This is a genomic window from Streptomyces sp. E-08, from assembly GCF_049913095.1.
In the GTDB taxonomy this organism is placed as follows: domain Bacteria; phylum Actinomycetota; class Actinomycetes; order Streptomycetales; family Streptomycetaceae; genus Streptomyces.
Genome location: NZ_CP183971.1, coordinates 7287672 through 7308281 on the forward strand (window position 1 = coordinate 7287672; position 20610 = coordinate 7308281).

19 protein-coding genes are annotated in these 20610 nt (G+C 73.3%); 11 read left to right on the plus strand and 8 right to left on the minus strand.

Annotated features, from left to right (window positions below; all coding sequences use genetic code 11):
- Positions 1-8 precede the first annotated feature (8 nt).
- The gene (locus ACN9MM_RS33480) at positions 9-890 is read right to left on the minus strand and encodes a LysR family transcriptional regulator (RefSeq protein WP_426367483.1); all 882 of its coding nucleotides are present in this window, start codon (positions 888-890) and stop codon (positions 9-11) included.
- Positions 891-986: 96 nt separating this feature from the next.
- On the opposite strand from ACN9MM_RS33480, the gene ACN9MM_RS33485 reads away from it, so the two are divergent.
- The 6 genes from ACN9MM_RS33485 to ACN9MM_RS33510 all read left to right on the plus strand — a co-directional run bounded on the left by ACN9MM_RS33485 (position 987) and on the right by ACN9MM_RS33510 (position 7583).
- The gene (locus tag ACN9MM_RS33485) at positions 987-1712 is read left to right on the plus strand and encodes a succinate dehydrogenase (RefSeq protein WP_426367484.1); all 726 of its coding nucleotides are present in this window, start codon (positions 987-989) and stop codon (positions 1710-1712) included.
- 1 nt (position 1713) lies between these two features.
- The gene (locus ACN9MM_RS33490; protein ID WP_426367485.1) at positions 1714-3654 is read left to right on the plus strand and encodes a fumarate reductase/succinate dehydrogenase flavoprotein subunit; all 1941 of its coding nucleotides are present in this window, start codon (positions 1714-1716) and stop codon (positions 3652-3654) included.
- On the plus strand, positions 3651-4400 hold the full coding sequence (locus tag ACN9MM_RS33495) for a succinate dehydrogenase/fumarate reductase iron-sulfur subunit (RefSeq protein WP_382869883.1): 750 nt from the start codon (positions 3651-3653) through the stop codon (positions 4398-4400). The genes ACN9MM_RS33490 and ACN9MM_RS33495 overlap by 4 nt, the downstream gene beginning before the upstream one ends.
- Before the next feature lie 291 nt (positions 4401-4691).
- Positions 4692-5072: an apotyrosinase chaperone MelC1 gene (melC1, locus tag ACN9MM_RS33500; protein ID WP_426367487.1), complete on the plus strand. Its 381-nt coding sequence runs from the start codon at positions 4692-4694 to the stop codon at positions 5070-5072.
- A gap of 21 nt (positions 5073-5093) precedes the next feature.
- On the plus strand, positions 5094-5921 hold the full coding sequence (gene melC2 / locus ACN9MM_RS33505) for a tyrosinase MelC2 (protein ID WP_426367488.1): 828 nt from the start codon (positions 5094-5096) through the stop codon (positions 5919-5921).
- 210 nt (positions 5922-6131) lie between these two features.
- Positions 6132-7583 carry an MFS transporter gene (locus ACN9MM_RS33510; protein WP_426367489.1) on the plus strand — a complete coding sequence of 484 codons (1452 nt, stop codon included), beginning with the start codon at positions 6132-6134 and terminating at the stop codon, positions 7581-7583.
- Between the two features lie 89 nt (positions 7584-7672).
- On the opposite strand, the gene ACN9MM_RS33515 is transcribed toward ACN9MM_RS33510, so the two are convergent.
- Both ACN9MM_RS33515 and ACN9MM_RS33520 read right to left on the minus strand, forming a co-directional pair.
- Positions 7673-10024, minus strand: a complete 2352-nt coding sequence (locus ACN9MM_RS33515) for an ATP-binding cassette domain-containing protein (protein WP_426367490.1) — start codon at positions 10022-10024, stop codon at positions 7673-7675.
- Positions 10025-10074: 50 nt separating this feature from the next.
- A complete protein-coding gene (locus tag ACN9MM_RS33520; RefSeq protein ID WP_426367491.1) occupies positions 10075-11121 on the minus strand; it encodes an MsnO8 family LLM class oxidoreductase in 1047 nt (348 codons plus the stop codon).
- A 70-nt stretch (positions 11122-11191) separates the two neighbouring features.
- Here ACN9MM_RS33520 and ACN9MM_RS33525 point away from each other — a divergent pair, with 70 nt between their 5' ends.
- Complete coding sequence (locus ACN9MM_RS33525) at positions 11192-11680, plus strand: hypothetical protein (protein ID WP_426367492.1); 489 nt, start codon at positions 11192-11194, stop codon at positions 11678-11680.
- Positions 11681-11699: 19 nt separating this feature from the next.
- Here ACN9MM_RS33525 and ACN9MM_RS33530 read toward each other — a convergent pair whose 3' ends face one another.
- Complete coding sequence (locus ACN9MM_RS33530) at positions 11700-11915, minus strand: dodecin (protein ID WP_382869836.1); 216 nt, start codon at positions 11913-11915, stop codon at positions 11700-11702.
- Positions 11916-12195: 280 nt separating this feature from the next.
- On the opposite strand from ACN9MM_RS33530, the gene ACN9MM_RS33535 reads away from it, so the two are divergent.
- The 3 genes from ACN9MM_RS33535 to ACN9MM_RS33545 all read left to right on the plus strand — a co-directional run bounded on the left by ACN9MM_RS33535 (position 12196) and on the right by ACN9MM_RS33545 (position 15350).
- The gene (locus ACN9MM_RS33535) at positions 12196-13446 is read left to right on the plus strand and encodes an extracellular solute-binding protein (protein WP_426367493.1); all 1251 of its coding nucleotides are present in this window, start codon (positions 12196-12198) and stop codon (positions 13444-13446) included.
- Between the two features lie 138 nt (positions 13447-13584).
- Entirely contained in the window at positions 13585-14454 is an 870-nt protein-coding gene (locus ACN9MM_RS33540; RefSeq protein WP_426367494.1) for a GNAT family N-acetyltransferase, read from the plus strand.
- Complete coding sequence (locus ACN9MM_RS33545; protein WP_426367495.1) at positions 14451-15350, plus strand: lysophospholipid acyltransferase family protein; 900 nt, start codon at positions 14451-14453, stop codon at positions 15348-15350. The genes ACN9MM_RS33540 and ACN9MM_RS33545 overlap by 4 nt, the downstream gene beginning before the upstream one ends.
- Here ACN9MM_RS33545 and egtD read toward each other — a convergent pair.
- The 4 genes from egtD to egtA are packed head-to-tail and all read right to left on the minus strand — an operon-like array spanning position 15245 to position 19540.
- Positions 15245-16210, minus strand: coding sequence for an L-histidine N(alpha)-methyltransferase (gene egtD, locus ACN9MM_RS33550; RefSeq protein WP_426367496.1), 966 nt, complete (start codon positions 16208-16210; stop codon positions 15245-15247). The genes ACN9MM_RS33545 and egtD overlap by 106 nt on opposite strands.
- Positions 16207-16959 (minus strand): ergothioneine biosynthesis protein EgtC, encoded by a 753-nt coding sequence (gene egtC / locus ACN9MM_RS33555; protein ID WP_426367498.1) that lies wholly within the window; start codon positions 16957-16959, stop codon positions 16207-16209. The genes egtD and egtC overlap by 4 nt, the downstream gene beginning before the upstream one ends.
- Positions 16959-18284: an ergothioneine biosynthesis protein EgtB gene (gene egtB, locus ACN9MM_RS33560; protein ID WP_426367499.1), complete on the minus strand. Its 1326-nt coding sequence runs from the start codon at positions 18282-18284 to the stop codon at positions 16959-16961. Before egtB ends, egtC begins: the two co-directional genes overlap by 1 nt.
- Positions 18281-19540, minus strand: a complete 1260-nt coding sequence (gene egtA, locus ACN9MM_RS33565; protein ID WP_426367501.1) for an ergothioneine biosynthesis glutamate--cysteine ligase EgtA — start codon at positions 19538-19540, stop codon at positions 18281-18283. Before egtA ends, egtB begins: the two co-directional genes overlap by 4 nt.
- Positions 19541-19720: 180 nt before the next feature.
- Between egtA and ACN9MM_RS33570 the strand changes: the two genes are divergently transcribed.
- Complete coding sequence (locus ACN9MM_RS33570) at positions 19721-20551, plus strand: TIGR02452 family protein (RefSeq protein WP_426367502.1); 831 nt, start codon at positions 19721-19723, stop codon at positions 20549-20551.
- The last annotated feature ends 59 nt before the right edge of the window (positions 20552-20610 follow it).

Consider the following 20610-nt stretch of genomic DNA (forward strand, 5'->3'; position numbering starts at 1 on the left):
CAGTGGCGTCAGGCGCCGCGCCGCAGCAGCAGCCGCTGGAGTTCGCGGGCCGCGCGTGGTGGCGCCACGTCGCTGCGGTGCGCGAGTGCGATCGTGCGGCGCAGGCCCGGCCGGGCGAGGGCCGTCACACGGAGGTCCCGGCCCGCGCGCCCCGCGACCATCGCCGGCACGACGGCGAGCCCGAGCCCCGCCCGTACGAAACCGAGCACCGCGTCCAGCTCCCCGCCCTCCACGGTGAACGTGGGCTCGAAGCCCTCCGCCCGGCACGCCGCCACGGTCAGTTCCCGCAGGTCGTAGCCGTGCCGGAACATCACGAGCGGCTGGTCCCGCAGGTCCTTGATCCGTACGGGCCGGCGCGGGGCCGGTTCCGAGGCCGCGGAGACCACCACCAGGTCCTCCCGCAGCAGCTCGACCGTCGTCAGGGCGGGGGAGGGGGAGGGCAGGGGGAGGACGACCAGCGCCAGATCGAGCGCCCCGCGCGCCAGCTCCCGTACGAGATCGTGCGAGCCGCCCTCCTCGATCAGGAGCTCGATCCCCGGGTGCAGGTCGTGGAAGGCGCGCAGCACGTCCGGAAGGAACCCCGTGCACAGGCTCGGCGTCGCACCGAGCCGCACCCGGCCCCGCTTGAGCTGCGCCAGCTCCTGCACCTCCAGGCGCGCCGTCTCCGTGTCGGCGAGGATCCGGCGCGCGAGCGGCAGCAGGGCCTCGCCCGCGTCGGTGAGCGCGATGTTCCCCCGGGCGCGGCTGAACAGCTCCGCGCCCAGTTCCTGCTCCAGGGCCTTGATCTGCTGCGAGAGCGAGGGCTGCGAGACGTGCACGCGCTCGGCGGCCCGGGTGAAGTGCCGGGTCTCGGCCACGGCCACGAAGTAGTGGAGCTGCTGGAACTGCATGGTCCCAGCGTAGAGGACATGAATAGCTTCATCCTATGGAGATCAGCCGGACCATGTCTTGGACCTCTCGGACCCTTCGGCCCTAGCGTCGGGAACATGGCTCTGGCACCCACGAGGGACCGGACGGCCGCCCGCCCGCCGTCCTCCACACCCTCCCGCGGATTCTGGTCGTCGACCCTCGGCAAGAAGACGGTCATGGCCGTCAGCGGGCTCATCATGCTCGGCTATCTCGTCGCGCACGTCGCCGGCAACCTCAAGGTCTTCTTCGGCCCCGAGGAGTTCAACGCCTACGGCCACTGGCTGCGGGTCATGGGCGCCCCCGTCCTGCACCACGAGTGGGCCCTCTGGCTCGTCCGGATCGTGCTCCTCGCCGCCGTTGCCGCCCACGCCGTCTCCGCGTACCAGCTCAGCCGGCGCGATCTGAAGGCCCGCCCGACCGCGTACGTCCACCGCCGCAGGCGCGCCTCGTACGCCACCCGCACCATGCGCTGGGGCGGCGTCATCCTCGCCCTCTTCATCGTCTGGCACATCCTCGACCTCACCACCGGCACCGTGCACCCCGGCGGCTTCGAGGAGGGCAAGCCCTACCAGAACGTCGTCGACACCTTCTCCACCTGGTACGGCGACGTCGTCTACATCACCGCCATGCTCGCCCTCGGCCTCCACGTCCGCCACGGCTTCTGGAGCGCGGCCCAGACCCTGGGCGTCGGCAGCGCCCGCCGCGAGCGCCTCCTCAAGGTGCTCGCCAACACCCTCGCGCTCGTCCTGACCGCGGGCTTCGTCTCCGTCCCCGTCGCCGTCATGACCGGAGTGGTGAGCTGACATGAGCTACCTCGACTACACCACCGGTGAGCCGATCACCGACACCAAGGCGCCCGCCGGGCCCATCGCCGAGCGCTGGGACACCCGCCGCTTCGAGGCGAGACTGGTCAACCCGGCCAACCGGCGCAAGCACCGGATCATCGTCGTCGGCACCGGCCTCGCCGGCGGCTCCGCCGGCGCCACCCTCGCCGAACAGGGCTACCAGGTCGTGCAGTTCTGCTTCCAGGACTCCCCGCGCCGCGCCCACTCCATCGCCGCCCAGGGCGGCATCAACGCCGCCAAGAACTACCGCAACGACGGCGACTCGGTCCACCGCCTCTTCTACGACACCGTCAAGGGCGGCGACTTCCGCGCCCGCGAGTCCAACGTCCACCGCCTCGCCCAGATCTCCGTCGAGATCATCGACCAGTGCGTCGCCCAGGGCGTCCCCTTCGCCCGCGAGTACGGCGGCCTCCTCGACACCCGCTCCTTCGGCGGCGTCCAGGTCTCCCGCACCTTCTACGCCCGCGGCCAGACCGGCCAGCAGCTCCTCCTCGGCGCCTACCAGGCACTCTCCCGGCAGATCGCCGCGGGCAACGTCGAGATGCACGCCCGTACGGAGATGCTCGACCTGATCGTCGTCGACGGCCGGGCCCGCGGCATCGTCGCCCGTGACCTGATCACGGGCGAGATCACCACCCACTACGCGGACGCCGTCGTCCTGGCCACCGGCGGCTACGGCAACGTCTTCTACCTGTCGACGAACGCCATGAACTCCAACGCCACCGCCGTCTGGCGGGCCCACCGGCGCGGCGCGTACTTCGCCAACCCCTGCTTCACCCAGATCCACCCCACCTGCATCCCGCGCACCGGCGACCACCAGTCCAAGCTGACCCTCATGAGCGAGTCGCTCCGCAACGACGGCCGCATCTGGGTGCCGAAGGCGAAGGGCGACACGCGCCCCGCCGCCGACATCCCCGAGGACGAGCGCGACTACTACCTGGAGCGCATCTACCCCTCCTTCGGCAACCTGGTCCCCCGCGACATCGCCTCCCGCGCCGCGAAGAACGTCTGCGACGAGGGCAGGGGAGTGGGGCCCGGGGGGCAGGGCGTCTACCTGGACTTCGCCGACGCGATCCGGCGGATGGGCCGCAAGGCCGTCGAGGAGAAGTACGGCAACCTCTTCGACATGTACGCGCGGATCACCGCGGAGAACCCGTACGAGGTCCCCATGCGGATCTACCCCGCCGTCCACTACACGATGGGCGGGCTCTGGGTCGACTACGACCTCCAGACGACCGTCCCCGGCCTCTTCGCCATCGGCGAGGCCAACTTCTCCGACCACGGGGCCAACCGGCTCGGCGCCTCCGCCCTCATGCAGGGCCTCGCCGACGGCTACTTCGTCCTGCCCGCCACCGTCAACGACTACCTGGCCCGTCATCCGGCCGGCCAACCCGTCACCGACGACCACCCGGTGGTCCGCGAGGTCCTCGCCGAGACCGAGGACCGCCTGAACCTCCTGCTCTCCGTCGACGGCGACCGTACCCCCGACTCCTTCCACCGCGAACTCGGCGAACTCATGTGGGAGTACTGCGGCATGGCCCGCACCGAGGAGGGCCTGACCAAGGCGCTCCGCCGCATCCCGGAGATCCGCGAGGAGTTCTGGAACCGCGTCAAGGTCCCCGGCACCGGCGAGGAGTTCAACCAGTCTCTGGAGAAGGCCAACCGGATCGTCGACTACCTGGAGCTCGCCGAGCTCATGTGCCTCGACGCGCTCCACCGTGCCGAGTCCTGCGGCGGCCACTTCCGCGAGGAGTCCCAGACCCCCGACGGCGAAGCGGCCCGCCACGACGAGGAGTTCGCGTACGCCGCGGCCTGGGAGTTCGGCGGGGCCGCCCCCGTCCTCCACAAGGAGGACCTCGCCTTCGAGTACGTCCACCCCACCCAGCGGAGCTATGCATGAGGCTCACCCTGCGCGTCTGGCGCCAGCAGAACGCCGACGCCCCCGGCGCCATGTCCACCTACGACGTGGACGGCATCTCCGCGGACATGTCGTTCCTGGAGATGCTCGACACCCTCAACGAGGAACTCATCCTCCGCGGCGAGGACCCCGTGGCGTTCGACCACGACTGCCGCGAGGGCATCTGCGGCGCGTGCAGCCTCGTCATCAACGGCGACGCGCACGGGCCGGAGCGCACCACGACCTGCCAGCTCCACATGCGGTCCTTCCGCGACGGCGACACGATCGACGTCGAACCGTGGCGCGCGTCCGCCTTCCCGGTGGTCAAGGACCTGGTGGTCGACCGCTCCGCCTTCGACCGGGTCATCCAGGCCGGTGGCTACATCACCGCGCCCACGGGCGCGGCCCCCGAGGCCCACGCGACGCCCGTCCCGAAGGCCGACGCGGACTCGGCCTTCGAACACGCCGAGTGCATCGGCTGCGGGGCGTGCGTGGCGGCCTGCCCGAACGGTTCGGCGATGCTCTTCACCTCGGCCAAGGTCAACCACCTGAACGTCCTGCCCCAGGGCTCCCCGGAACGCGAGACCCGGGTCCTGGACATGGTGGCCCAGATGGACGCGGAGGGCTTCGGCGGCTGCACCCTGACGGGCGAATGCGCCACCGCCTGCCCGAAGGGCATCCCGCTCCCGTCGATCACGGCGATGAACAGGGAGTGGCTGCGGGCCCGGAGGAAGGCCCCCCGCGGCTGACCGGATTCCGGACAGTCTGGCGGCGTGGGCTCCGCCACTCCGCGCACCCCGCGACCGAAGATCCTTCACGGAATGGTCACCTTCTCCGTAGGATCTTCGCTCCGGGGTGCTCCTGCCTGCCGGGACAGCAAGATCAACTCCGTTCAAACCTGTACTTACCGTGGCATCTTGTCCACTTCACGGCCAACCCGCCGCCGGGAATTTCCGGCGCGCCGACACCCCCGGGTACTGATGGGAACCGCCGGGGGGACATGACCGACCCCCCGGTCGCACCGACCACTTGGGGGTTTCATGTCCAGCATCACCCGCCGCCGGGCGCTCGGCGTCGCGGCCGGCGCGGCAGGCGCCGCCGCGGGCCTCGCCCTGGCCGGCCAGGCCGCCGCCGCTCCCCGGGCCGCCGTTCCCGCGGCCGGCCCGGCCTCGTTCGACGAGGTCTACCAGGGCCGCCGCATCAAGGGCGGCCCGTCGCACGGCGGCCACCACGGGGGCCATCACACAGGCGGCTACTCCGTGACGATCGACGGCGAGGAACTGCACGTCATGCAGAACGCCGACGGCACCTGGATCAGCGTCATCAACCACTACGAGCCGGTGGCCACGCCCAAGGCGGTGGCCCGCGCCGCCGTCCGCGAACTGCAGGGCGCCCCGCTCGTTCCGCTGACCCTCGCCTGACCGATCCAGGAGCGCACCACCATGACCGTACGCAAGAACCAGGCCACCCTCACCGCCGACGAGAAGCGGCGCTTCGTCAACGCGCTGCTGGAGCTCAAGCGTTCCGGGCAGTACGACGCCTTCGTCACCACGCACAACGCGTTCATCATGAGCGACACGGACAGCGGCGACCGCGTCGGCCACCGCTCGCCGTCGTTCCTGCCCTGGCACCGCCGCTTCCTCATACAGTTCGAGCAGGCGCTGCGGTCCGTCGACGCCACCGTCACCCTGCCCTACTGGGACTGGACGGCCGACCGCACCTCCCGCTCCTCGCTGTGGGCGCCCGACTTCCTCGGCGGCACCGGCCGGGCCCGCGACGGCCAGGTGACGGACGGCCCGTTCGCCCGCACCGGGAACCGCTGGACGATCAACGTGCGCGTCGACGGGCGCGACTACCTCCGGCGCGACCTCGGCGCCGGCGGCCGCCAGCTCCCCACCCGGGCCGAGGTGGACTCCGTGCTCGCCATGGAGACGTACGACACGGCCCCCTGGAACAGCTCCTCGGACGGCTTCCGCAACCACCTGGAGGGCTGGCGCGGGGTGAACCTCCACAACCGCGTCCACGTCTGGGTCGGCGGCCAGATGGCCACCGGAGTCTCCCCGAACGACCCCGTGTTCTGGATGCACCACGCCTTCATCGACAAGCTGTGGGCCGACTGGCAGGCCCGCCACCCCCGGTCGACCTACCTGCCCGCCGCCGGCACCGCCAACGTCGTCGACCTCGGCGACACCATGCGTCCGTGGAACGACGTGACCCCGGCGGACATGCTGGACCACACCCCGCACTACACGTTCGACACGGCGGCCTGACGGTCTCCGGAACCCCTCCCCGTCCCGGGTGCCCCCACGGGCGTCCCGGGGCGGGGCGCGGCATTTGCCGACATCAACGGATGATCCAGGAGGAAAGGAGGTATCCGGAACGCGCGCGACGGGTACTCGGGCCTTCGCAGGCCGGGCGGCGCACACGGTCCGTGTCGCACGCCGTCCACCGCGCCGTACCCGACGGAACGAGGAGGACACGTGACCCGGCAAGAGTCGGCGCAGGCCCCGCGCGGGCAGCAGGAGGAACCGGACCCCCAGCGGTGGAAGGCGCTCGGCGTCTGCCTCGTGGCGGGCTTCATGATCCTCCTCGACGTGTCGATCGTGAACGTCGCGCTGCCCTCCATCCGCTCCGGTCTCGACACTCCCGAGTCGGACCTCCAGTGGGTGCTCTCCGGGTACGCCCTCGCCTTCGGCCTCTTCCTCATCCCGGCCGGACGGCTCGGCGACGCCCGCGGCCGGCGCAGTGTCTTCATGGTCGGCCTCGCGCTCTTCACCCTCGCCTCGGTCTCCTGCGGAGCGGCGCAGTCGAGCCTCTGGCTGGTGATCTCACGACTGGCGCAGGGAGCGGCCGGGGCCCTGGTCTCACCGCAGATCTCCGCGCTCATCCAGCAGATGTTCCGGGGAGCCGAGCGCGGCAGGGCCTTCGGGATGTTCGGCACCGTCGTCGGCGTCTCCACCGCCGTCGGCCCCCTCCTCGGCGGGCTCATCATCCAGGCGGCGGGAGCCGAGGAGGGCTGGCGCTGGGTGTTCTACGTCAACCTCCCGATCGGGATCGTGTGCCTGTTCCTCGCCCGGCGGCTGCTGCCCGACACGCCGGACGCCAAGCCGGTGCGGCTCGGCAGACTCGACCCCGTCGGCGTGGTGCTCCTCGGCGCCGCCGTCCTCGCCCTGCTGCTGCCCTTCGTCCAGTCCCAGCAGTGGTCCGGGAACGGGAAGTACCGGCTCCTCCTCGCCGCCGCCGCGCTGCTCGCGGTCTTCGTGGCATGGGAGCGCCGCTGCGCGCGGTCGGGCACCGAGCCCCTCATCGACCTGACGCTCTTCCGCCTCCGGTCCTACTGGCTCGGCTCGCTGCTGATCCTGCTCTACTTCGCGGGCTTCACCTCGATCTTCTTCGTCAGCACGCTCTACCTGCAGAACGGACTGCACTACACCGCGCTCCAGGCCGGACTCGCCATCACTCCCTTCGCCCTGGGCTCGGGGTTCGCGGCCGGAATCGGCGGCCGGCTGGTGGACCGCTTCGGCCGGCCGCTCGTGGTCCTCGGCCTGACGATGGTGACGGTCGGCTTCGTCGGCGCCGCGTTCGCGGTGCAGCAGGTCCCCGGCCAGGGCGTGGGCTGGGCCCTGCTCGCCCCGCTGCTCCTCGCGGGCCTCGGCAGCGGCCTGGTGATCTCCCCGAACCAGACCCTCACCCTCTCCGAGGTGCCGGTGCACCGCGCGGGCACCGCCGGCGGCACCCTGCAGACCGGTCAGCGGGTCGGCTCGGCGATCGGGATCGCCGCGGTCGGCTCCGTCTTCTTCGACCACGTCGCCCGGGACGGCTGGGCCGCCGCCTACGACCACGGCCTCCTCGTCTCGATCGCCTTCGTCGCGGCCTCCCTCGCCGCGGCACTCGCCGACGTGGCGGCGGGCCGCCGCGCCGCCCGCCGCTGACCGCCGTGGCGCGCCGGCCGGGCGCGGGCCAGTCACGGGCCGGACACGTCGGCGAAGGCCTGGCCGAGGAGGCGTACGAGGGGGACTCCTCAGGGCCGTGCGGAGAGGGCCCGGGCCAGATACGGTGCGGTGCGACTCTCCGCCGCCCGCGCCACCTGCTCCGGAGGACCGGCCGCCACCACGCGGCCCCCCTGGTCGCCACCGCCGGGGCCGAGGTCGACGACCCAGTCGGCGGTGGCGACGACGTCCATGTCGTGCTCGACGACGACCACCGAGTGCCCGGCGTCCACGAGCCCGTGAAGCTGCCGCATCAGGACCTCCACATCGGCCGGGTGCAGCCCGGTCGTCGGCTCGTCCAGCACGTACAGGGTGTGCGCGCCGCGCGGCCGCTGGAGTTCCGAGGCGAGCTTGATGCGCTGCGCCTCGCCGCCGGAGAGCTCGGTGGCGGGCTGTCCGAGCCGCAGATAGCCGAGGCCCACGTCGAGGAGGGCGCGCAGGCTGCGCGCCGCGGTGGGCGTCCCGTCGAAGAAGGCGGCGGCGGACTCGACGGTCAGGTCGAGGACCTCGGCGATCGTGAGGCCGCGCAGCCGGACCCGGAGCGTCTCGGGGTTGTAGCGGGCGCCGTGGCAGTCGGGGCAGGGCGCGTACGTACTGGGCAGGAAGAGGAGTTCCACCGAGACGAAGCCCTCGCCCTGACAGGTCTCGCAGCGGCCGCCGGGCACGTTGAAGGAGAAGCGGCCCGCCTTGTACCCGCGTGCCCTGGCCTCCTCCGTCTCGGTGAACAGCTTGCGCACGACGTCGAAGAGGCCGGTGTACGTGGCGAGGTTGGAGCGCGGCGTCCGGCCGATCGGCCGCTGATCCACCGTCACCAGCCGGTGCACGCCCGTCACCTCCTCGGTGAGCGCGTCGACGAGGGTGGACTTCCCGGACCCCGAGACGCCGGTGACGGCGGTCAGGACCCCGACCGGGAAGGCCGCGTCCACCCCGCGCAGGTTGTGCCGGGTGACCGGCCCGGGCCGCAGCCAGCCCGCCGGTTCCCGCACCGTCCGCGCGGGCGCGGGCGCCCGGTCGAACAGGAACCGCCGGGTCGCCGACGCCTCGACCCCCGCCAGGCCGTCCGGCGGCCCGCTGTGCAGCACCCGCCCGCCGTGGACCCCGGCGCGCGGGCCGACGTCCACGAGCCAGTCGGCGTGCCGGACGACGTCGAGATGGTGCTCCACGACGAAGACCGAGTTCCCGGCCGCCTTGAGCCGGTCGAGGACCACCAGCAGGGCCTCGGTGTCCGCCGGATGCAGACCGGCGGACGGCTCGTCGAGCACGTACACGACGCCGAAGAGCCCGGAGCGCAGCTGGGTCGCGAGCCGCAACCGCTGGAGCTCGCCGTTGGAGAGCGTGGGAGTGGCCCGGTCCAGGCTGAGGTAGCCGAGGCCGAGTTCGGTGACCGTGGCGATCCGGGCGACGAGGTCCTCGGTGAGGACGCGGGCCGTCTCCGAGGTGTCCGCGGCCGTCGGGAGGAGCTCGGACAGGGCCGTGAGCGGCAGCGCGGCGAGCTCGGCGACGTTCCGCCCGGCGAAGGTGACCGCGAGCGCCTCGGGCCGCAGCCGGCCGCCGCCGCAGGCCGGGCAGGGCGCGCTCGTGAGGAAGCGCTCCGCCTTGGCGCGCAGGGACGGGCTCTTCGAGTCGGAGAAGGTACGCAGGACATAGCGGCGTGCGCTCATGTATGTGCCCTGGTACGGGCGTTGGATGCGACCCGCCTCGCGCACCGGGTGCACGGTGACGACCGGCTGCTCGTCCGTGAAGAGGATCCACTCCCGGTCCTTCGCGTCGAGCTCCCGCCACGGCCGGTCGACGTCGTGGCCGAGGGTGTCGAGGACGTCCCGCAGGTTCTTCCCCTGCCAGGCGCCCGGCCAGGCGGCGATCGCTCCCTGACGGATCGACAGGGAGGAGTCGGGCACGAGGAGTTCCTCGCGGGTGTCGTGGATCAGCCCGAGGCCGTGGCACGAAGGGCACGCGCCCGCGGCCGTGTTGGGGGAGAAGGCGTCGGAGTCGAGCCTCTCCGCGCCCTCCGGGTAGCGGCCGGCGCGCGAGAACAGCATCCGCAGGGAGTTGGAGAGCGTGGTGACCGTACCGACGGAGGAGCGGGCGTTCGGTGAGGACCGGCGCTGCTCCAGGGAGACCGCGGGCGGCAGACCGGTGATCTCGCCGACGGCGGGCGCCCCCACCTGGTGGATCAGCCGCCGCGCGTACGGAGCCACCGACTCGAAGTAGCGGCGCTGGGCCTCGGCGTAGATCGTCCCGAAGGCGAGCGACGACTTGCCGGAGCCGGAGACCCCCGTGAACGCGACCAGCGCGTCGCGCGGGATGTCGACGTCGACACCGGCGAGGTTGTGCTCGCGGGCGCCTCGGACGCGGACGTACGGATCGTGGGGCGTGTCGTGCATGGGGCGACCCTATCGAATGGTCCGCGTTTGCCCCGGTCGCTCCCCTGCCGTCAGGAGGCCGGCGGTGCGGTGCTGTCAGGAGGCGGCGGAGCCGTCAGGCCGACGGCCCGGGCGAGCCGGCGGTACGACTCGCTCAGCGCCGCCCGGTCGTAGGTGCTCGTGGTGAACAGGACCTCCTGCGCCCCGGTCTCCTTCACCGCCCGCTCCAGCGCCGCGGCCACCTGCTCCTCCGTGCCGTGGATGTGCCCGTCGAGCCCCGACGCGTAGAGACCGCGCTGCTTCTCCGTCATCGGCAGCCCCTCGATCCGCTCGGGCGCGGCGAGCGGCGGGAAATCGCCGCGGGTGCGCGAGTAGGCGAGCGACCAGGCCTCCGGGATCAGCAGCCGCCGCGCCTCCGCCTCGGTGGCGGCCACCGCGGCCGTCCCGGCGACGACCACGTACGGCTCGGCGGCCCACGCGGACGGGCGGAAGTCCGCGCGGTACGTGTCGACGGCCGCCAGGAGCCGGTCCCGGCCGCGCAGGTCGCCGATGACCAGCGGCACTCCGGCCGCCGCGGCGATCCCGGCGCCCTCCCCGGTCGCGAGGACGAAGGGCGGCACCCGCAGTCCCTCGGCGGGCCGCGCGTGCACCTGCGGATGGGCCGTCTGTCCGCCCGTGAACCAGCCGAGGAGCTCGTCGAGCTGCTCCCCGAACCGGTCGGCGTCGTCCTTGTCCCGGCCGAGGGCCCGGCGGATGCCGTCGGTGAAGCCCACCGAGCGGCCGACACCCATGTCGATCCGGCCGGGGAAGAGCGAGGCGAGGACGCCGAACTGCTCGGCCACGACCAGCGGCCGGTGGTTCGGGAGCATGACCCCTCCCGTGCCGACCCGGATCGTGGAGGTCGCGGCGGCGACGGCGGCCGCGAGCACCGTGGGCGCCGAACCGGCGACCCCGGGCACGCCGTGATGCTCCGACACCCAGAAGCGGTGGAAGCCGAGGGCCTCCGCCTCCTGGGCGAGGCGCACGGTGGCGCGCAGCGCCTGCGGGGCGTCCTCGCCCTCGCGGGTGCGGGAGCGGTCGAGGACGGAGAAGCGGATGCCGTCGGGGAAGGTGCTCACAGAGGGTTCAACGCGTCGGGCCCGGAGGGATTCCCGGGAGTCTCCCGTGTGCGGCTCCTACGCTGGGTGCGTGACTTCGGACAACAGGCCCCTGGCCGTCTTCGACCTCGACAACACCCTCGCCGGCACCGCGCACCGCCAGCACTTCCTGGAGCGCAGGCCCAAGGACTGGGAGGCCTTCTTCGCGGCGGCGCCCGAGGACCCGCCGCTGGAGGAGGGCGTCGCACTGTGCCGCGAGGCGGCGGAGGAGTGCGACGTGGTCTACCTCACCGGGCGGCCCGAGCGCTGCCGCCGCGCGACCCTGGAGTGGCTGTCCGGGCAGGGGCTGCCCGAGGGGCCCGTCCACATGCGGCGCAACCGTGACTTCCGGCCCGCCCGGGTGACCAAGGTGGAGATCCTGCGCCGCCTCGCGGCCGACCGCACGGTCAGGATGCTGGTCGACGACGACCTGGCGGTGTGCGACGCCGCGGAGGCGGCCGGCTTCCGTGTCGTGCGGGCCCGCTGGGCGGAGCCCTCCGAGACCCTGAGGGAGGCTCAGGAGACGGAGGGCCGCACCTGAGGCCGGCCGGAGCCGGTGGTCACTCCTCGTCCTCCAGGCGGAAGCCGACCTTCAGGCCGACCTGGTAGTGCTCGATCGCGCCGTCGACGAGGTGGCCGCGTACCTGCGTCACCTCGAACCAGTCGAGACCCCTCAGGGTCTGCGAGGCGCGCGTGATGCCGTTGCGGATGGCCGCGTCGACGCCCTCGGTGGAGGTGCCGACGATCTCGGTGACGCGGTAGGTGTGATTCGACATGGGGGCCGAACTCCTCTCGGTGCGTTCCCTCCACGGTGCCCCAGCGCGCGTCGGCGCGCGACACGACGGGGGCCGGGCGACCCGCGGGTGACTACCGACGGTAACGGAACAGATCGTCCGTCCGGGTGCGGAACGGGATCGTCAAGGACTTGACCATCTCGTTGGTCCAGACCAGAATCCAGGCCACATACCCGCGCGAACACCCCGTTCGGTCCCCCCATGCCGGGTCAGCCCCCCATGCGCACGACCCTGTGCTGAACCCGAGCAGAAGGTGACCCACGTGAAGAACCGCCATCTCGCCTGTCCTCTGGCCGCCGCCACGGCGCTCGCCCTCGCCGGCTGCGGGATGCTGCCGGGCGGCGACGGCGGGACGAAGACCGTGAACGTCTGGCTCATGCGGGACAGCGTCAGCGAGGACTTCCTCTCGCGCTTCACGGAGGCGTACGAGAAGGAGCACGACGGCGTCGAACTGGAGTTCACCATCCAGGAGTGGACCGGCATCGGGAAGAAGGTCACCGAGGCCATCCAGGGCTCCGGCGGCCCCGACGTCATCGAGGTCGGCAACACCCAGGTCGCCCAGTACGCCGACACGGACAAGCTGTTCGACCTCACCCTGGAGTCGGTCCGCGACCTCGGCCGGGAGGACTGGCTGCCCGGTCTCGCCGAGCCCGGCAGCATCTCCGGATCCCAGTACGGCATCCCCTGGTACGCGGCCAACCGGATCGTCATCTACAACAAGGACCTGTTCGACGAGGCCGGCGTCGACAAGCCGCCGGCCACCCGCGACGAGTGGCTCGACGACACCGAGAAGCTCGACAAGAACGGCTCCCAGGGCATCTACCTCGCCGGACAGGACTGGTACACCCTCGCCGGCTTCATCTGGGACGAGGGCGGCGAGCTCGCCGTCGACAAGGGCGGTCAGTGGACCGGAGCGCTCGACAGCCCGGCCGCCCGGCGCGGCATGTCCTTCTACAAGGAGCTCCAGGCCCTCGGCTCCGGCCCGAAGAACGCCGACGAGCAGACCCCGCCGCAGGCCGACGTCTTCGCCAAGGGCGACGTCGCCCAGCTCATCGCCACGCCCAGCGCGGTCGCCGCCATCCTCAAGGCCAACCCGGACCTCAAGGACAAGCTCGGCTACTTCCCGATACCCGGCAAGAAGGCCGGTCAGCCCTGCGCCGTCTTCACCGGCGGCTCCGACCTCATCATCCCCGAGAACGCGCCCCAGCGCGGCGCTGCCCTCGACGTCGTCAAGGCCCTCGCCGGCGAGAAGTGGCAGTCCGAACTCGCCCGCGCCATGGGCTACGTGCCCAACAAGAAGGGCCTCGCCTCCGTCGTCGCCGGCCAGGAGGCCACCGCCGTCATGGCGAAGGGCGCCGCCCGCGGCCGGGCCACCCCGAACTCCCCGCAGTGGGCGAACGTCGAGGCCGACAACCCCATCAAGCCGTACATGACGGCCGTCCTCCAGGGCGAGGACCCCGTGAAGGCGGCCAAGGACGCCTCGGAGGCGATCACGGACACCCTCGCCGAATAGCATTCAGCGTTCGCACACCCGCGAGCCCCCGAACGGTCATGTCGAATCCAGCCGGTGACGGAAGAAGTAAGGAGCCGGGCCACCGCCCACGCGGCCCGGTCCCGCCCCTTCCCCTTCCGTCCGCCGGAGGAGCCCGCCATGTCCGCACCGACGCCCGCGCTCGCCGTCCCCGCACAGCCCCTGGCCGTCCCCGCACAGCCCCCGGCCGCCCCCGCACCGAACCTGACCGTCCCCGTACAGCCCCAGCCCCCGTCCCAGGCCCCGGCCGAGGATCCCACGCCCCGGTACGTCGTCGGTCTCGCCCGGGACCAGGAGGACGTACGGGCCGCCCAGCGGCTGCGCCACCAGGTCTTCGCCGGTGAGCTGGGCGCCCTGCTCGACGGTCCCGGGCCCGGCCTCGACGGCGACGCCTTCGACGCGTACTGCGACCACCTCCTCGTACGGGAGGAGAGCACCGGCGAGGTCGTCGGCACCTACCGGATCCTGCCGCCCGACCGGGCCGCCGCCGCCGGACGGCTCTACTCCGAGAGCGAGTTCGACCTCACCCGGCTCGCCCCCGTCCGGCACGACCTGGTGGAGGTCGGCCGCTCCTGCGTCCACCCCGCCCACCGCAACGGCGCCGTCATCGCCCTCATCTGGGCCGGCCTCGCCCGCTACATGACCCGCACCGGCCACAACTGGCTCGCCGGCTGCTGCTCGATCCCGCTGGCCGACGGCGGCACCCTCGCCGCCGCCACCTGGGACACCGTCAAGGCCAAGCACCTCGCCCCCGAGGAGTACTGGGTCACCCCGCACAAGCTGTGGAGCCCCGACGGCGTCATCCGCCCCGAGGGCCGCACCGAGCTCCCGGCGCTGCTCCGCGGCTACCTGCGGCTCGGCGCCTGGGTCTGCGGCGCCCCCGCGCACGACCCCGACTTCGGCGTCGCCGACCTCTACGTGCTGCTCTCGCTGCGCCGCACCAACCCCCGCTACCTCAACCACTTCCTCTCGCTCGTCCCGGCACGGTGAACGGGTCCACGGCCCTCCCGCCGTGGCTCCCCACGGCGCCCTGCACCCCCGGCGACTGCGCCGCCCATCCGGACACCGCCCCCGGCCGCCGGGCCGAACGGGCCGGCGCCGTCCTCGCCGTGGCCCGGCTGACCGCCGGGATCGCCGTCGTCCTGCTCGGCGTCCTGCTCGCCCCGGCCACGGGCCTGCTCCCGGCCTCGGCGCGGCTCGCCCTCGCCCGGAGCTGGGTGCGGACGGTGCTCCGCGCCTTCGGCGTGCGCGTGCGGTACGAGGGGGCCGCGGGCGTGCTCCCCGGCCCGCTCCTCGTCGTCGCCAACCACGTCTCCTGGCTGGACATCCCCCTGGTCGCGGCCGTGCTCCCGGGCCGCATGGTGGCCAAGACGGAGGTCCGCCGCTGGCCCGTCCTCGGCACGCTCGCCGCGCTCGGCGGGACCCTCTTCATCGACCGCGACCGGCTCAGGGCCCTGCCCGGCACCGTGCGCGCGATGTCCGGGGTGCTCGACGGCGGGGGCCGGGTGGTGGTGTTCCCCGAGGGGTCGACGTGGTGCGGCCGGGCCGGGGGACGGTTCCGCCCGGCCGCGTTCCAGGCGGCCCTGGACAGCGGGTGCGCCGTGCTGCCCGTACGGATCGACTACCGGCCCACCGGGGCCGCCGCGTACGTCGGGGACGATCCGCTCGGCGCGTCCCTGTGGCGGGTCGTCAGCACCCGGCGGATGACCGCCGACATCCGAATACTGGATCCGCTATTCAGTGTTCGGTATCCGGACCGCCGTGCCCTGGCCGCGGCGGCTCAGCGAGCCGTCGCCAGGGACAGCGCGAACCTGTCCTCGCCGTCCGTCCACCACCGGGACAGTTCGAGGTCGGCCGCCGCCAGCTCCTTCCGTACGCCGGCCTGACGGAACTTCGCCGACACCTCCGTCCGCATCTCCTCGCCCGCCGCGAACGGCACCACCAGATCCAGCTCCGGGATCTTCACGGTCAGCGCGCGGCGGGCGCGCAGCCGCATCTCGATCCACTCCCGCTCGGCGTCCCAGACCGCCACGTGGTCGAAGGCGGCCGGATCGGCGTCCGCGCCCAGCTCGCGGTCGATCACGGACAGCACGTTCCTGTTGAACTCGGCCGTCACCCCGGCCGCGTCGTCGTACGCTGCCACCAGCGTGGCCTCGTCCTTCACCAGGTCCGTGCCGAGCAGCAGCGCGTCGCCCGGCGCGAGCATGGCGCGGACCGACCGCAGGAAGGTGTGCCGCTCGGCCGGGAGCAGATTGCCGATCGTGCCCCCGAGGAAGGCCACCAGGCGCGGCCCCGGAGTCCCCGGCAGCGCGAGCCCCCGCGTGAAGTCGGCGACCAGCGCGTGCACCCACAGGTCCGGCCGGTCCGCGAGCAGCGACTCCGCCGCCCCGACCAGCGCGGACTCGCTCACGTCCACCGGCACGTACGCGTCGAGCCCCGGCTGCAGCGCGTCGATCAGGAACCGCGTCTTCTCGGAGGAACCGGACCCCAGCTCCACCAGCGTCCGCGCCCCGGTCGCGGCCGCGATCTCCGGCGCCCGCTCGACCAGGATCTCCCGCTCCGCCCGCGTGGGGTAGTACTCGGGCAGCCGGGTGATCTCCTCGAAGAGCACGCTGCCCCGGGCGTCGTAGAACCACTTGGGCGGCAGCTCCTTGGGGGAGCGGGTCAGTCCGTGGAGGACGTCGGCGCGCAGAGCGGCGCCGGCGGCGTCCGCGGCGAGGGTGCGGGTCAGTTGGAACGGGCTCACGCGGACGGCTCCTTGAGCGGGGTGAGGGTGACATCGGCGCGGTCGGCGGTGACGAGCGTGTACTCGGGCACCTCCCGCCAGCGCGGATCGTCGTCGTACGGTTCGGAGGCCACGACCACCCGGCCGGGGCCCGACAGGTACCAGAGGCTGTTCCGCCAGGCGGTCGCGGCGATCCGCTCGCCGTCGGTGAGCAGCAGGTTCAGCCGGGAACCGGGGGCCGCCGCGGCGGCCTCCCGGACGGTGTCGGCGAGCGCCGCCCCCGGCGCGTCCCCGGCCCGCAGCCGGTGCAGGACGAGCGCCCAGAGCAGCGCCGAGTCCGTGCGCGCCTCCAGGCGCAGCAGCTCCCCGGCGGGCAGCGCGGTGGCGAGCGCCGCGAGCGAGTCCGGCCAGCCCCCGACCGCGCCGTTGTGGCTGAACAGCCAGGGCCCGGCGGTGAACGGCGCCGCCGCGGCCTCCCCGTCGGCGCCGGGCAGCGTGGCCCCCCGGACCGCCGCCAGGAACGCCCCGGAGCGCACCACCCGGGCGAGGTCGGCGAAGGACAGGTCGCCCCAGATCGGGCCGGCCCGCCGGTACCGCGCGGGCGCCTGATCCCCCTCGGCGTACCAGCCCACGCCGAAGCCGTCCGCGTTCACCACGCCGCTGTCCTGCGCACGGGGCTCCCAGGACTGGCGCAGCAGGGCGTGCGCGGGCCGGACCAGGATCTCTCCCAGCGCCACCGGCCCGCCCACGTACGCGAGGTGACGGCACATCAGTCGAGCTCCGCGGTCCGCGCCGTCCGGAAGCCGGAGAAGATCTGGCGCCGCACCGGCAGGTCCCAGTTGCGGAAGGTCCCCCGGCAGGCGACCGGGTCCACCGCGAAGGAGCCGCCCCGCAGCACCTTGTGCTCCGGACCGAAGAACACCTCCGAGTACTCCTTGTACGGGAAGGCCGTGAACCCCGGGTACGGCAGGAAGTCGCTCGCCGTCCACTCCCACACGTCACCGATCAACTGCCGTACGCCCAGCGGCGAGGCGCCCGCCGGATAGCTCCCGGCCGCCGCGGGCCGCAGGTGCCGCTGCCCGAGGTTCGCGTGCTCCGGACCGGGATCCGCGTCACCCCACGGGTAGCGGCGGGAGCGCCCGGAGGCCGGGTCGTGGCGGGCCGCCTTCTCCCACTCCTCCTCGGTCGGGAGCCGGCGCCCCGCCCAGCGCGCGTAGGCGTCCGCCTCGTACCAGCTGACGTGCAGGACCGGCTCCTCCTCGGGCACCGGCTCCGTCACGCCGAACCGGCGGCGCAGCCACTGCGCGCCGTCCCGGCGCCAGAACAGCGGTGCGCCGATGCCGTGCTCCCGGATCTGCGCCCAGCCCTCCGGCCGCCACCAGCGGCGGTCCGTGTAGCCACCGTCCGCGATGAAGGCGAGGTAGGCGCCGTTCGTGACGGGCGTGGTGTCGATGTGGAAGGCGGGGACGATCCGGGGGTGCGCCGGGCGTTCGTTGTCCAGCGCCCACGGCTCGTCCGAGGTCCCCATGGTGAACGGGCCGCCGGGGACGAGGACTTCCGGAGGCAGGGGGCCGGAGCGCAGGACCGGCGGCGGGGGAGCCGTCAGCGCCGCGGGCCCCTTCCGCAGCTGATGGGTGATCAGCATCGTCTCGTCGTGCTGCTGTTCGTGCTGGGCGATCATGCCGAACGCGAACCCCGCGTCGATCAGCGGCCGGCCCTCCAGCGGCGTCCGTTCGAGCACGTCGAGGACCCGGAGCCGGACGTCCGCCGCGTAGAAACGGGCTTCGCCCGGCGAGAGCAGCGGCAGCGACGGGCGGGAGGCGCGCGGGTGCTGGAAGGCGTCGTACAGCGAGTCGATCTCGGGCCGCAGCGCCTCGCGCCCCGCGACGGCCCGCCACAGCCACTGCTCCTCCTGGTTGCCGATGTGCGCCAGGTCCCAGACCAGCGGGGACATCAGGGGCGAGTGCTGCGCCGTGAGCTCGCCGTCCTCCACGCAGGAGGTGAGGAGCGCGGTCCGCTCCCGCGCGGTCGAGAGGGCGTCGAGGGCCCGCCGCCGCAGGGCCTCGGGATCCGCTCCCGCTCCGGTCACCGTCATGACGTCACCACCTGGAGTCCGTCGGCCGGGCAGCTCCCGGGGATCACGTACCGCTCGTGGAAGGCGGCTACCGCCCGCCGCACCTCCTCGCTCGCCCCGATCCGGGGCAGCGCTTGGAGCGCGGCGGAGAACACCTCGCGCGCCGCTCCGTGCAGCCCGGGATCGGCGAGACCGTCACGGGCCGCCGTCTCCCACAGCGGATTGCGCGGGGCGGGGCCGGTCCCCGCCTGCTCCGCGAGGGGCTTCACCGCCCGGTACACGGTCTCCGCCGCCTCCGGGTCGTCGAACACGGCCGTCGTCACCGCCACCGGCACCATCCAGCCGTCCCGGCCCGGCTGCGCGTCCACCATCCGCAGTTCCAGATGACCGCGCGGCCGCACCGGCGGGAACAGCGTCGTCATGTGATAGCGCAGGTCGTCGGCGTCGGCCGGACGGGGGAGGCCCGTCCGCAGCCACTCCCGGAACGTCAGCCCCTCCGGCACCGCCCACGGACCCTCCTCGGCCCGTACGCACATCACCGGGGTGTCCAGGACGTGCGCCGCCCACTCCGCGCGCGGCTCCCCGTCCGGCGGCGGCGCGAGCGCCCGCCGCGGGTCGAGATCCGCCCACAGCGCCTGCCGCGTCGAGCGCCAGCCGGTGCGGCGCCCGCCGTGCACGGGCGAGTTGGCGAAGGCGGCCACGAGCACCGCGCCGAGGAGGTGGGCCAGCTGCCAGCGCCGGTGGTAGCCCAGTGGACCCGGTTCCTCCAGACCGGCGTCCAGGCAGATCTGCACCGACGCCGAGTCGCACATCATCGCCCGCCCGGACGGTCCGGTCCGGTCGAGCGCCGTCTCCATCGCGTCGTACCGCGGCTCGTGGAGGACCCGGCCGCGCGGCGCGTGCCAGGGGTCCACCCCGTATCCGCTGAGGGTCAGACCGAGCGGCCCCAGCGCCGCCCGCACCGCGGCCAGGTCGGCGGCGAGCGAGTCCAGGCACTCCATGAGGGAGCCGGCCGGGCGCGAGCTGAGCTCCAGCTGCCCGCCGGGTTCGAACGTGAGCGCGGACACCAGGGGCAGCGCCCGTACGGTGTCCAGCGCGGCCGCGAGCCTCGGCGGCCGTACGGGTACCCGGGGGTCCCGCAGCTCGTGCACGAGCCACTCCAGCTCCACCCCCACCGTGCGGGGCGGGCCGGTCTTGAAGCAGATACATCGCAGCAGAGCCTCCGCCTCCGCCTCGGTGAGAGGGGGGCCGCCACGCGGTATGCCGCCAGGCGACATCCGTGCACCTCCTGGTCCTCGGGTGAACCGCTGCTTCCACCTAAAGCCACCATCGGGCGGCGTGCAAGAGCGCCCCGGAGGGCCCGCACGCGCCCCCTTGTGCCCCCGCGTGTCCGAAATCCCCCGCAGTCCCGGAAAACCCGTTGTCCCCACCGTGCTGAAACGATCACCCTGGGATCCATGAGTGCACGACTGCGCGAGATCGCGCGGCGGACCGAGGAGATCGTCACGGCGGGCCACTACCGCGCCCCCGACGGCCGGACCGTCTCCCTGACCGAGGACCTGGCCGCGGCCCTGGCCGGAACCCGCCTCCACGGCCCCGAGCCCGTCCCGGTCACCCCCGACACCGACCGGACGCCCACCCTCACCGTCACCCCCGAGAGCAGCCTGGCGGCGGCCCGCCGGATGACCGCCGCCGACACCACCCGCCCGGTCGCCGTCCTGAACTTCGCCTCGGCCCGCAACCCGGGCGGCGGCTACCTCAACGGCGCCCAGGCCCAGGAAGAGGCCCTCTGCCGGGCCTCCGCCCTCCACGCCACTCTGCTGCGCGCCCCCGACTACTACGCCCACCACCGCGCCGAGAGGGACGCCTTCTACACCGACCGGGTCATCCACTCGCCCCGGGTCCCGGTCTTCCGCGACGACCGGGGCGCCCTGCTCGCCGAGCCGTTCACGGTCGGCTTCCTCACCTCGCCCGCCCCCAACGCGGGCGTCGTCCGGCGCAGCACCCCCGAGCTCGCCGGGCACATCCCCGCCGCCCTCGCCTCCCGCGCCGAACGCGTCCTGGAGACGGCCGCCGCGGCCGGATACCGCCGCCTCGTCCTCGGCGCCTGGGGCTGCGGCGTCTTCCGGAACGACCCGGCGGAGGTCGCGCGGACCTTCAGGACGCTCCTCACCGGCGAAGGCCGCTTCGCCGGCCACTTCGAGGAGACCACCTTCGCGATCCTGGACCGCGCCACCGGCACCCCGACGCTGGCCGCTTTCCGGCGGGTCTTCGGGGAACCGCTCTGACATGCGGGTCTTCCACCCCCGTGCCAGGCTGAAGGGATACGGACCACCGTCCGACACCC

Coding starts and splice junctions, on each gene's coding strand:
- egtB (WP_426367499.1), bottom strand. CDS start 18,284: ATGACGGTGACCGGAGCGGGAGCGGATCCCGAGGCCCTGCGGCGGCGG.
- egtA (WP_426367501.1), bottom strand. CDS start 19,540: ATGTCGCCTGGCGGCATACCGCGTGGCGGCCCCCCTCTCACCGAGGCG.
- ACN9MM_RS33515 (WP_426367490.1), bottom strand. CDS start 10,024: ATGCACGACACGCCCCACGATCCGTACGTCCGCGTCCGAGGCGCCCGC.
- melC1 (WP_426367487.1), top strand. CDS start 4,692: ATGTCCAGCATCACCCGCCGCCGGGCGCTCGGCGTCGCGGCCGGCGCG.
- ACN9MM_RS33540 (WP_426367494.1), top strand. CDS start 13,585: ATGTCCGCACCGACGCCCGCGCTCGCCGTCCCCGCACAGCCCCTGGCC.
- egtC (WP_426367498.1), bottom strand. CDS start 16,959: ATGTGCCGTCACCTCGCGTACGTGGGCGGGCCGGTGGCGCTGGGAGAG.
- ACN9MM_RS33490 (WP_426367485.1), top strand. CDS start 1,714: ATGAGCTACCTCGACTACACCACCGGTGAGCCGATCACCGACACCAAG.
- ACN9MM_RS33495 (WP_382869883.1), top strand. CDS start 3,651: ATGAGGCTCACCCTGCGCGTCTGGCGCCAGCAGAACGCCGACGCCCCC.
- ACN9MM_RS33570 (WP_426367502.1), top strand. CDS start 19,721: ATGAGTGCACGACTGCGCGAGATCGCGCGGCGGACCGAGGAGATCGTC.
- ACN9MM_RS33530 (WP_382869836.1), bottom strand. CDS start 11,915: ATGTCGAATCACACCTACCGCGTCACCGAGATCGTCGGCACCTCCACC.
- melC2 (WP_426367488.1), top strand. CDS start 5,094: ATGACCGTACGCAAGAACCAGGCCACCCTCACCGCCGACGAGAAGCGG.
- ACN9MM_RS33485 (WP_426367484.1), top strand. CDS start 987: ATGGCTCTGGCACCCACGAGGGACCGGACGGCCGCCCGCCCGCCGTCC.
- ACN9MM_RS33480 (WP_426367483.1), bottom strand. CDS start 890: ATGCAGTTCCAGCAGCTCCACTACTTCGTGGCCGTGGCCGAGACCCGG.